This window comes from Halanaerobium sehlinense (assembly GCF_055379485.1).
Map to the genome: position 1 here is coordinate 958,644 of NZ_AP042442.1, position 12,123 is coordinate 970,766.

Sequence of the window (12,123 nt, forward strand, 5' to 3'; positions counted from 1 at the left end):
TTGCAGTCATTTAATACTAAGATTAAAGACTTAAACGTAGAAGTTTATAATCTCAATACAGCAGTTGTTGGTTCAGGAGCTGCTGGCTTTAATGCTGCTGACCGCTTATATAATTATGGGCAAAAAGATATTGCAATTATAACTGAAGGTATCAATCAAGGAACATCAAGAAACACCGGTTCTGATAAACAAACTTACTATAAACTTACCCTTGCTGGGGAAGAGGATGATTCAGTTCTAGAAATGGCCAAAACTTTTTATGCTGGAGGAAGTATGGATGGAGATATTGCTTTAACAGAAGCAGCTCTTTCGGCTCAAAGTTTTTATCATTTAGTGGATATTGGAGTTCCTTTTCCGCATAATAGATTTGGAGAATATGTCGGTTATAAAACTGATCATGACCCAAGACAGAGAGCTACTTCTGCTGGACCTTTAACATCTAAATTAATGACCGAGAATTTAGAGAAAACTGTTAAAGCTAAAAATATTAAAATTTTTGATGGTTATCAGGTAATCTCAGTTTTGACAGATGAAAATAAGGGAAAAGTAATTGGGCTCTTAGCTTTAAATTTAAATAATTTGGAAGATGAAAATCAAAGATATACACTTTTTAACTGCAAAAATGTTATTTATGCAACAGGAGGCCCAGCAGGAATGTATGCAACTTCTGTTTACCCGGGGAGCCAAACAGGAGCAACAGGTATTGCTCTGGAAGCAGGAGCAAAGGGTAAAAACCTAACTGAATCACAGTATGGTATTGCTTCGATCAAGTTTAGATGGAATTTATCCGGAACTTATCAGCAGGTACTGCCGAGATATGTTTCTACAGATCAGTCAGGAAATGATGAAAAAGAGTTTTTAGAAGAATATTTTAATGATCCAGGTAAAATGCTGGACGCTATTTTTCTAAAAGGTTATCAGTGGCCTTTTGACCCTAAAAAAGTTCATGATTATGCTTCTTCAATAATTGATATTTTAGTGTATAACGAGACAGTGATCAAAGGACGAAGAGTCTGGCTTGATTTTATGGGAAATCCAAGCTGGGGTTCTGATGAAGAAGGTAATTTAGACTTCTCAATTTTAGGTAAAGAAACATATGAGTATCTAGACAATTCAAATTCTCTTTTTGGTACGCCAATTGAGAGGCTCGCTAAAATGAACCAGCCAGCAATTGATCTATATCAAGATAATGGAATTGATATCACTAAAGAGTATTTAGAAATTGCAGTTTGTGCTCAGCACAACAATGGTGGTTTACATGCTGATCTCTGGTGGGAAAGTAATCTTAAGAACTTTTTCCCTGTTGGAGAAGTTAACGGCAGCCATGGTGTATATAGACCTGGCGGGAGTGCCTTAAACTCAGGTCAGGTTGGGAGTACAAGAGCAGCACAGTATATAACTGCTAACTATCAGGGAGATCCATTAGAGCTGGACGATTTTTTAGAGTCAGCAAAAGCTGAGATAGAAAAGAAAATAACTATGGGAGAAAAACTTGTTCAAAATACAGATAAATCTTCAACTATTTTAGATATTAGATCTAAGATTGGTCAGAGAATGAGCGAAATTGGAGCACATATTCGTTCTTTAGAGTCTGCAGAAAAGGGGATTAAAGCAAGCAAAATTGATTTAGATAACTTGTTAGAACAAAGCAAGTTGTCATCAATCAAAGAGCTTCCATTAGCATTTCAAAATTATGATATGTTAATAACTCAATATGTTTATCTATCTGCAATAAAGGATTATATCAAAAAGGGAGGAATAAGTAGAGGGTCCTATCTAATTTATGATAGTGATGGTAAGCTTCCAATAGATGATTTAGATGAAAAGTTTAGATTTAAAGCAGGAAATGATCATTTGAATGATAAAATTCAGAGAGTTTTTTATGATGGCGATAACTGTGAATTCAATTGGGAGCAGGTTAAAGAAATTCCTCAAGATGATAACTGGTTTGAAAATGTTTGGAATAAGTATATGAAAGGAAAGATTATCAAATAAGGGGGTGATAATTAAATAGGCAGGGGTTTAGTTTCGTAATTTTTTAAACAAAAAAATTGGAGGAGATCAAATGAGAAGAAATTTAAGCAAATCATTTTTAGTAGCAGCGCTTATGGTAGTTTTAGTACTTAGTGTATCTGGAGTTTCTTTTGCAGAATATCCTGAAAGAGATGTAAGAGTTATTATTCCCTGGTCTGTTGGCGGAATGACAGATGTACTTACAAGACCTATAACTAACTGGTTAGAAGATTATTATGGTGAAGCTTTTGTTGTAGAAAATAAGCCAGGTGGTGGTGGAGTAGTTGGTTCAATGTTAATTGAAAATGCCAAAAATGATGGCTATACAATAGGAACTACTTCTATGTCTACTGTTTCGGCTAAGTATGTTTCACCAATGTATCCAGAAATGGAAAACGTAGAATTAATTGCTCAGGTTATCACAATTCCTGCAACTGTTACAGTTAATGCTGATAGTCCATGGCAGACAATTGAAGAATATGTTGAATATGCTAAGAATAATCCTGGAGAAATTAAAAATTCTAACTCCGGTACAGGAGCTAGTGCACATATTTATGCAGCAGTATTTGAACAGGAAGCAGGCATTGAATTAAATCATGTTCCTTACCCTGGTTATGCAGAAGCTATTACAGCCTTAGTTGGTGGTCATGTTGATTCAACAAATATCCCTTTACCAGATGTTGCACCACAGGTTGAAGCAGGTAACTTAAGAATGCTGGCTATCGCTGCTGATGAAAGACATCCTGATTTTCCAAATGTACCTACTTTAAAAGAAAAGGGTATTGATCTTTCAATTGGTAACTATAGTGGTTTTGTAGCACCAAAGGGAACTCCTAAAGAAAGAATTGCTGTTTTAGAAGAAGGAATTAAAAAAGCAATGGAAGATCCAGAAATTGAAAACTTCTTAATTGAAGCTGGATTCCAACCTATTTATAAAAATGCGGAAGAGTTTCAGGGAACTGTAGACGCAGCAGAAGCACGCTTAGACTATCTAGTAAATGATCTTGGTGTAGAATTTATTGATGATTAAAATTAGTTTTAAAAAATACTTGATCTAAAATAAGGGTTTTTCTATTAATAAATTGGATAATGTATAATTGGAATAAGATAATAGAAAAACCCTTCTTTATGTTTTGATTATATTAATTATTGATATGAGAAGGTGTGATATAAATGCTTAAAATATTAGTTGCAATTGAAGGGTCAGAAAGCTGTTCAAAAGTTGCTCAAAAAGCTCAGGAACTTGCTCTTCTCTGTAAAGGTGATGTAACTTTTTTAACAGTAGTTAGCCCTGATTTTAAACTGGTAACTTCAAAAGAAAAATTGGATGAAGAAAATAAGAAGTTAGAAATGAAAAAGGCTGAAACCGAAAAAGCTCTAGAAACCTGCAGTATGGTTTATGGTCAGTGTGAATTAGTATTAGGAGAACAGGGATTAAAAACTAAAAGAGTTGTTAAAGAAGGAAATTATCCAGCTGAAGATATTGTGGAATATGCTGATGAAAACGATTTTGATTTATTAGTCATTGCTGATAAAGGCAGCAGAAAATTAAAGGATAAATTATTAGGCAGTACTTCAGAAAAAATTGTTCGTCAGGCTAAGACTTCAGTATTGGTTGTTAAATAGATTCTCATGGTATAATTTTAGATATAAAAGGGGTGGTAAAATAATGAAAAAATATGATAAAATACTCGGTACTCTGCTTTTGATTTTTGCGGGAGCATTATATTTTTATTCTGGAACCTTTCCTGTGAGGGAGGGAAGACCAAGGGTATTAAATGCAGGTTTTTATCCCCAACTTTTGGCAGTGATATTAGCTGTGCTTGCAGTTGCTTTAATAATTACTGCATTTGTTAAGGATTATAAGAATAAAGGTGATATAGAAATTTGGAAAAACACTTCCTCACTTAAATTGTTTTTGGGTACATTAGTAATGCTAATTATTTATCCATATTTGTTAACTTACTTAGGCTTTGCAACAGCTACATTTATTTTTATATCAATTATGATATACAGTCTTTTTTCAAAAGAGGAAAGAAGCATTAAGAAACTTGGATTTATTTCTTTAATTATTACAATTGTGATTTATTTAGTTTTCAATGAATTTATTAATATCCCATTTCCAACAGGTGGATTACTAATTTAAATATGTGAGGTGAAGTTAAGTGGAATTATTTTCGATGGATATTTATTTAGAGGGACTTAAATTCTTTTCAAATCCCATGATGTTCTTATTTTCAGGATTTGGGGTTTTGGTAGGAATAATTTTTGGTTCATTACCGGGGTTAACTGCAACAATGACAATAGCTGTTTTCATTTCCTTTACTTTTGGAATTGATGCAACTCTCTCTTTTGCTTTTTTGTTGGGTTTATATACAGGAGCGGTTTATGGGGGTTCAGTTGCTGCAATATTAATTAATATACCTGGTACACCAAATGCAATAGCCACAGGTTTAGATGGTTATCCCCTCTGTCAAAAGGGTAAAGCTGGTAAAGCAATTGGAATAGCTACAGTATCTTCTGCAATTGGGGGTATTTTGAGTGTTTTTGTTTTAGCAATAGCAGCACCGATGGTGGCAAGTGTGGCACTGGAATTTAGTGCTCAAGAATATGTAGGTATTACTTTGATTGGTTTGAGTATAATTGCCATAATTTCTACCGGGTCAATGTTAAAAGGATTGATTGGGGGTTTACTTGGCTTAGTTATTGGTGTTATAGGTATGGATCCTATTACAAACTTTCCTAGATTTTTATTTGGACAGCCAGAATTAATAGAAGGAGTTAGTTCAATACCTGTCATGATTGGTCTTTATGGGATTTCTGAAATGTTAATGCAGATTTCTGAAGAAGAACACGGATTGGTAATTGATCAGGCTGTTAAAGATATTATTCCTTCTTTTTCTGATATTAAACGACTGATTCCTACAATAACTAGATCATCAATAATAGGTGTGATTATTGGTGCAATTCCAGCAGCTGGTGGTTCAATTGCAGCTTTAGTAGCTTATGGGCAGGAAAAGAGATTTTCTAAACATCCAGAATTACTAGGAACAGGTATTGTTGATGGTATTGCAGCTCCGGAAGCTGCCAATAATGCCAGTACCGGTGGAGCTTTAATGCCTATGTTAACTCTGGGTATACCGGGAGATCCGATGACTGCAGTTTTAATGGGTGGATTAATTATGCAGGGTCTAAGACCAGGTCCGCTTCTTTTTAAACAGCAGATGCCTTTTGTTTCTTCAATATTTTTGAGTTTATTACTTTCAGTAATTTTTATGCTCATATTTGGACTGTTTGGTGCTAAATATTTTGCCAGGTTAATTACAGTTAAAAAACAATATTTAATACCTTCAATTATGATTTTCTGTTTAGTTGGTTCTTATGCAATTAATAACTCAACTTTTGATATTTGGATATTATTAATTAGTGGATTAATTGGATTTTTCTTAAGAAAAGTTGGCTTTTCTCCAGCACCTATAGTTTTAGGATTGATTTTAGGCCCTATTTTTGAAGATAATTTAAGAAGATCATTAATTTTAGCTGATGGACAGTGGTCAACATTTGTAACTCGTCCAATTAGTTTATTCTTTCTTGTCTTAACTTTAATCTTATTATTTGGACCCTTTATCTGGAATTTAATTAAAGGAGATAAATCAACTGATATAATTTAAAAATTTAACCGCTATTAACTACAATAAAAAATTGATTTAAATCTAATTACATAAATGATAACTAATTAAGCGAATTTCATAAAAATAAGCCTTGATATAACAAAGATTTTAATGATATAAAAAGGGCTTCACCCCATCTTGTCGAATTTAATAGTAGCACCCAAAAAACACGAAAGAAGGTGAAGCCCTATTAATAATATTCGACAAGAGTGTCTCTTTCCCTTTGAAGAATTACTAAATATATCGGAAACAGACAAATTAATTTGTATTTTAGATCCTATTGATCTTAAACCTTTAGTTGAAAAGATAAAACCTAAGTCCAATAAAGGACCATCTGGATATAATCCAGAAGCTATTTTAAGAGCTTTTCTGGTCCAACAAATCGAAAAAATTCCTAGCAGAGCAGACTTAGTAAGCAAAATTGATAGAAGTCCTTATCTCAGATATGTCTGCGGTTTTTCTACCACTGGACGGGTGCCCAGTGAAGCAACTTTTAGCCGCTATTACAGCAAATTATCTGAGACTGATGGACTGGAATCACTAATGAATGACCTCTTAGATCAAAGCATAGAACTTAATTTATTGGACACTGAAACAATGGCTATTGATGCTTCAAAACTAGAAGCATATGAGCGAGCTAAACCAAGGTCAAAGATAGATAAAGAAAATTCTTTTACCCCTGATTGGGGTACTAAATTCGACTCCCATAAAAATCAGACAACCTGGTATGGCTGGAAGATACATGCTGCAGTTGAAACCAAATCAGAACTACCAATAGCTTTAACTTTAACTCCAGCCAATCACTCAGATAAAACTCAAGCAATACCTTTAGTTAAAAAAGTTAATAGCTTTTTAGCTGAAAGAAATTTAACTAAACCCAAATACTGGACTATGGATTCAGGGTATGACTACACTGATATCTATGAGCATATTTTATTTGAACAGGAATCTCAGGCTATTACTCCAATTAACAAGCGTAACGCTAAGCAACCACCAGCTGGTTTCTATGATTTTAAAGGAACACCAGTCTGTAGTGGAGGTCATAAAATGTATTACTGGGGTCACTACAAAGGAGTCAACAAATTCAGATGTCCACATGTATGTGGTAAAGTTGACTGTATACACGGAACTAAATGGTGTTCTGATAAAAATTATGGTCGAGTAACTAAAACAAGACCAAAGGATAATCCAAGATACATATCAACTCCACATAGGGATTCTAGAACCTGGAGAAAGATCTACAACAAAAGAACCAGTGTTGAAAGAACTTTTTCCAGATTAAAAGAGCATCTAAATTTAGAAAACTTAACTGTAATGGGAGCCAAGAAAGTTAAAACTCATTTGCTATTAAGTTCTATCAGTTTGATAGCTGCAAGAATCGCAGCAGAGAAAATCAAGCTGCAAAATCAGATTTTAGCTGCTTAAAAAGTATTTTAAAGCATGATTTTAAGTTACCCAAGCTAAGTGCGTCTAAATTTTAGCAGTAAATCTATGGTAAATCATTAAAATCTTCAAATTTAAGTTAAAAGGCTTATTTTCATGATTCGCAGACAATATTTTTTTGAATTAAACTAAATTAAGCGTATTATGAAATTCGCTTAATTAGATAACAGCACATTTATTATTTTAATCAAAAATGTGCTGTTTTTTTATATCAATTATTTCTTAAGACTTTAAAAATAAAGCTAAATGACTATTTTTTTCATAAGATAACAAGTAATTTAATTGTATCATCAGCATATTTCTTATATAATTTTATAAGAAGGGTAAAAAAGAAATTTTACAAAGATTTTATTTATATTTTAAAGGAGGCAAATAATGTCTGATAATAATTTACCGGGTCTAAATCGAAATTATTTAGAATCTGAACTTTTAGGTACAGAACTGGCTGATTTTCCAGCTGAAATTCTTGACTATCCAGAAAAAGTTGTGCAGATCGGTGAAGGTAATTTTTTAAGAGCCTTTGTTGACTGGATGTTTCATACAATGAACAAAAAAGGAATTTTTAAAGGGAGGACTGTAGTTGTTCAGCCAATTAGAGAAGGAAGAATTTCTAATCTAAATCAACAGGACGGCTTATATACTCTTTATTTAAGAGGTATTGAAAATGGTGAAGAGGTAAACAAAAAAGAAATTATGACTTCTATTTCTAGAGGTATTGAATCATATGCTCAGTGGGAAGAATTTTTAAAGCTGGCAGAAAATCCAGCAATAGAGTTTGTAGTTTCCAATACTACCGAAGCAGGTATTACCTACAATGAAGCTGACAAATTAAGTGATACCCCACCCGAATCATATCCGGGTAAATTAACGGCTTATCTTTACCGCCGCTATCAGACTTTTAAGGGAGCAGCAGATAAAGGAATGGTTATCATTCCAGTAGAGTTAATTGACCGCAATGGTGATAACTTAAGAAAAATAGTACTGCAGTTAGCAGAAGATTGGGGTCTGGAAGCAGGATTTGCAGAATGGATTAAAGAATCAAATTATTTCTTAAATACCCTTGTGGATCGAATTGTAACTGGCTATCCCTTTAATGAGATAGATCAGCTGGAAGCAGAACTTGGCTACCATGATCAGAACCTTGATACAGGCGAGATTTTTCACCTCTGGGTTATTGAGGGAGATGAAAGCTTAAAAGAGAAACTTCCATTCCACAAAGCAGGGCTTAATGTTAAATGGGTAGATGATTTAACTCCTTATCGAACAACAAAAGTTAGGATTTTAAATGGTGCTCACACCTCAACAGTACCAGTTTCCTATTTAGCAGGTATTGATTTAGTCAGAGATGCTGTTAATGATGAGCTGGTGGGAGAGTTTATTAAGCAGGCAGTATTTGAAGATATAATTCCAACCTTAGATGCAGATCAAGAAGAGCTAGAAGACTTTGCTTCTAAGATTTTTGAAAGATTTAAAAATCCATATATCGATCACAAATGGCTTGATATTTCTTTAAACTCAACTTCTAAATTTAAAACCAGAGTGCTGCCTTCACTGGTTCAGCATATTGAGGAATATAATAAAGTACCTGAGCGTCTAAGTTTTGCTCTAGCAGCATTAATCCATTTTTACCATGGCACAGAACTTGAAGACGGAAAACTTGCAGCTTACCGTGATGGAGAAAAATATTTAATTCGTGATGATAAAAAAGCTCTTAAATATTTTGCAGAGCTCTGGAGCCGTTATGAAGCAGAAGAGGTTAAGATGGCAGATTTAGCAGAGACTGTTTTAGCTAAGCAGGATTTCTGGGATAGAGACTTAAACCAGCTGCCCGGGTTAAGTGATTCTTTAATTTCTAACTTGAAAATGATTGAAAAAGAAGGAATGAAGCAGAGTTTAGAGAATTTAATTAAATAGATTAGAATTTTATCAAAGGCTTAAATATTAAAAATTTGTACAGCATAGAATAAACATTTTTTCTCAATCTTAAGGAGGTAATAATATGTCCTGGAAAGATTTTGCAGAAGAATTAGTTGGAACTTCTAAAGAGGCTGTTAAGAAGGTTGCTGAATACGCTGAAGACTATAGGATATATCCTAGATCAATCATTAAACAAGATAAATCATTTTATTTTTTAGCAAAGATTGATCAGAAAAAGAAATTGGTTATTCTGAATAAAAGCAAGAATTTCGAGCTTTTTCAGGGGGAAACTGAAAAATTAGCTGGCTTTAAAGCCAAAATTGCACCTTTAAGTCATTATAATGCTGAAATATTGAGAGAAGTTTTTCCATTTACGGCTCCAACAACTCTTGGAACTGAAACAGCAAGTATTGGTCTTGGAGATCGCTTAGGAATTGCTACTCCAGGGCATATAGAAGCTGTTAAAGAAAGCGCTGCCATGCCTGTATTTGCACAACAGTCAGTTAGAGAATTAGATCTAACAGGAAGGACATTTAAATCTGTATTAGATGATGTTAGCTGGGCAGTTTTTCAAGAAGGTTATCAAGCTGGTTTTGCAGCAGATGCTGATCATTTAAAAGAAAAACCTGACATTAAGGAAGCCTTAGATCTGGGATATACAATGCTTACTCTAGATTGTACTGAGTATATTAACGATAATCTGGATCAGATGTCAGAAGCTGAGGTTGAAAGTGCTTATTCAGAAGTTCCGGATTATCTTCGTGAGGGTTTAGAAAATCAGTATTTAAATAAGACTTTTGTTTTGAGTTCTGGTTATCAACTTGAATATAATCAGGATAATTTCAAAGAAATAGTTTTAATTTATTATAAAATGCTTGACTTTGCAAAAGAGATTCAACACTTAATAAAAACTTCGGCTCGTGATGTTGATTTCGAAATTTCGATTGATGAAACTTCTACCCCAACAACACCAGAAGCACACTTTTTCGTAGCAAACGAATTGAAAAGAAATAACATCGAAGTTAATTCACTGGCACCTCGTTTTGTGGGAGAGTTTCAAAAAGGTATTGATTATATTGGTGATTTAGAACAGTTTGAAAAAGAATTTAAAGTACACGCTGATATTGCAGATCGTTTTGGTTATAAATTAAGTATCCACTCTGGAAGTGACAAGTTTAGTGTTTTCCCAATTATCGGTCGACACACTCAGGGGCGAGTCCATGTTAAAACTGCAGGGACTAACTGGCTGGAAGCTATCAGAGTAGTTGCTGAAAATAATCCATCTTTATACAGGGATATCCATGCTTATGCTTTAGAAAAATTTGAAGCTGCCAAAGAATTTTATCATGTGACTACTGATTTAGATAAAGTCCCTGAACTTGCCAGAATGAGCGATCAGGAGCTGGGAGAATTATTGGAAATCAATGAAGTTAGACAGCTGCTGCATATAACCTATGGCTTCATACTCCAGGATAAAAAAGACGATAGATATATTTTTAGGGATAAGTTATATAAATTCTGGGATGAACATGATAAGGAATACCGTAGAGCCTTAGAAAAACATATCGGTAGACATTTAAACAAACTTGGTTTTTATAAAAATTAAGAAAAATTAGGAGGAATATAATGGCTTTTTTAGATGAAAATTATTTACTTGAAGGTGAAACTGCAAAAAAATTATATAAAGAAATTGAGCATTTACCAATTTTAGATGCCCATAATCATGGAGATGTAGCTGAAATTTTAGCTGATGAAGGCTGGAATGATATTTGGGAAGTAGAAGCAGCTACAGACCACTATGTTTGGGAAATGATGCGTAAAAGAGGAGTACCAGAAGAAAAAATTACAGGTGATGCTTCTAATAAAGAAAAATGGCTGGCTTTAGCAGAAATTTTTCCAGAAATAGCGGGTAATCCAACTTATGAGTGGATTCATCTCGATCTAAAGCGTCGTTTTGGTATTGAAGCTCCAATTTCTAAACACACTGCTGAAATGATTTGGCAGAAGACTAAAAATATGTTGGCTGAAGAAAAAATGAAACCTCAGAATTTATTAAAAGAAATGAATGTAGAGATTATGTGTACAACTGATGAACCATATTCCCGCTTAGAAAATCATAAAAAAGCAAAAACAGAGGTTGATGGAGTAACGATTCTTCCAACCTGGCGTCCTGATAAAATTATGAATATTGAGCACGGAAATTGGTATGAATATGTAAATAAACTTGGTGAAGCGTATGATGAAAATGTTAGCGATTTAGAAGGTCTTTTAAAAGCCCTTAAGAAATCTCACGATTATTTTGACGAAATGGGTTGTGTAGCTAGTGATCATGGAGTATTAGAGCCAATTTCTTACGAAGTTGAAAAAGAAGCTGCAGCTGAAATTTATGCAAATGCAATTGCAGGTAAAGAATTAACTAATCAAGAAATTAGAGACTTTAAAGCATTTACCTTAATTGAATTTGGGAAGTTAAATAGAGAGAGCGGCTGGATAACACAGCTGCATATTGGTGCAGTTAGAAATTATAGAGATAGCCTTTACCAAAACTTAGGTCCTGATACTGGTGGAGATATTTCTAATAGTGATATTGAGCTAGTTGAAAATCTTAAGTATTTTGTCAATAAATTTGATTCTGAGCTGGATATTGTACTATATACTATGGAATCGACTCATTGGTTTACAGCATCTACAATTTCAAGAGCTTTCCCAAATGTTTCCTTAGGAGCAGCCTGGTGGTTAACTGATAATCCTTATGGAATGGAAAAACAGCTGCAGCAGGTTACAAATGTTGATTTATTTTATAACTTAGCTGGTATGGTAACTGATTCTCGTAAGCTGATGTCCTATTCTTCCCGCTCTGAAATGTTTAGAAGAACTTTAGCTAATGTTGTTGGCCGTCAAGTAGATCGCGGCAGAATGCCTTATAGTGTAGCTGCAGATTTAGTAGCACATGTAAGTTATTATGGACCAAAAGAGTTATTCTTTAAAAATGCAAAGTAAATGAAATAATAATCAAATATAAATTTAAATAGCCTGGGAATTTTATATTCCAGGCTATTTTAGAATAAATAAGGAGGTT

Annotated in this window: 9 protein-coding genes and 1 pseudogene; all 10 read left to right on the forward strand. The window is 33.8% G+C overall.

From position 1 onward, the window contains the following. Positions 1–1,995, forward strand: a complete 1,995-nt coding sequence (locus tag ACZ446_RS04690) for an FAD-binding protein (RefSeq protein ID WP_464393960.1) — start codon at positions 1–3, stop codon at positions 1,993–1,995. Positions 1,996–2,065: 70 nt separating this feature from the next. After that, a complete protein-coding gene (locus ACZ446_RS04695; protein WP_464393961.1) occupies positions 2,066–3,043 on the forward strand; it encodes a tripartite tricarboxylate transporter substrate binding protein in 978 nt (325 codons plus the stop codon). A gap of 143 nt (positions 3,044–3,186) precedes the next feature. After that, positions 3,187–3,639 (forward strand): universal stress protein, encoded by a 453-nt coding sequence (locus ACZ446_RS04700; protein ID WP_464393962.1) that lies wholly within the window; start codon positions 3,187–3,189, stop codon positions 3,637–3,639. A gap of 43 nt (positions 3,640–3,682) precedes the next feature. Beyond that, complete coding sequence (locus ACZ446_RS04705) at positions 3,683–4,159, forward strand: tripartite tricarboxylate transporter TctB family protein (protein WP_464393963.1); 477 nt, start codon at positions 3,683–3,685, stop codon at positions 4,157–4,159. Between the two features lie 34 nt (positions 4,160–4,193). Next, positions 4,194–5,684 carry a tripartite tricarboxylate transporter permease gene (locus ACZ446_RS04710; RefSeq protein ID WP_464393964.1) on the forward strand — a complete coding sequence of 497 codons (1,491 nt, stop codon included), beginning with the start codon at positions 4,194–4,196 and terminating at the stop codon, positions 5,682–5,684. A gap of 306 nt (positions 5,685–5,990) precedes the next feature. Next, a pseudogene (locus ACZ446_RS04715) lies at positions 5,991–6,134 on the forward strand (transposase); the annotation flags it as partial. Positions 6,135–6,158: 24 nt separating this feature from the next. Next, on the forward strand, positions 6,159–7,109 hold the full coding sequence (locus ACZ446_RS04720) for a transposase (protein ID WP_464393965.1): 951 nt from the start codon (positions 6,159–6,161) through the stop codon (positions 7,107–7,109). A gap of 393 nt (positions 7,110–7,502) precedes the next feature. Next, the gene (locus ACZ446_RS04725) at positions 7,503–9,041 is read left to right on the forward strand and encodes a tagaturonate reductase (protein ID WP_464393966.1); all 1,539 of its coding nucleotides are present in this window, start codon (positions 7,503–7,505) and stop codon (positions 9,039–9,041) included. 85 nt (positions 9,042–9,126) lie between these two features. Then, entirely contained in the window at positions 9,127–10,650 is a 1,524-nt protein-coding gene (locus ACZ446_RS04730; RefSeq protein ID WP_464393967.1) for a tagaturonate epimerase family protein, read from the forward strand. Between the two features lie 20 nt (positions 10,651–10,670). Continuing rightward, positions 10,671–12,044 carry a glucuronate isomerase gene (gene uxaC, locus ACZ446_RS04735; RefSeq protein ID WP_464393968.1) on the forward strand — a complete coding sequence of 458 codons (1,374 nt, stop codon included), beginning with the start codon at positions 10,671–10,673 and terminating at the stop codon, positions 12,042–12,044. The last annotated feature ends 79 nt before the right edge of the window (positions 12,045–12,123 follow it).

Bases quoted from the DNA above. Each gene is read 5' to 3' on its own strand.
- ACZ446_RS04705 (WP_464393963.1), top strand. From the start codon at position 3,683: ATGAAAAAATATGATAAAATACTCGGTACTCTGCTTTTGATTTTTGCG.
- ACZ446_RS04695 (WP_464393961.1), top strand. From the start codon at position 2,066: ATGAGAAGAAATTTAAGCAAATCATTTTTAGTAGCAGCGCTTATGGTA.
- ACZ446_RS04725 (WP_464393966.1), top strand. From the start codon at position 7,503: ATGTCTGATAATAATTTACCGGGTCTAAATCGAAATTATTTAGAATCT.
- ACZ446_RS04710 (WP_464393964.1), top strand. From the start codon at position 4,194: ATGGATATTTATTTAGAGGGACTTAAATTCTTTTCAAATCCCATGATG.
- ACZ446_RS04730 (WP_464393967.1), top strand. From the start codon at position 9,127: ATGTCCTGGAAAGATTTTGCAGAAGAATTAGTTGGAACTTCTAAAGAG.
- ACZ446_RS04700 (WP_464393962.1), top strand. From the start codon at position 3,187: ATGCTTAAAATATTAGTTGCAATTGAAGGGTCAGAAAGCTGTTCAAAA.
- uxaC (WP_464393968.1), top strand. From the start codon at position 10,671: ATGGCTTTTTTAGATGAAAATTATTTACTTGAAGGTGAAACTGCAAAA.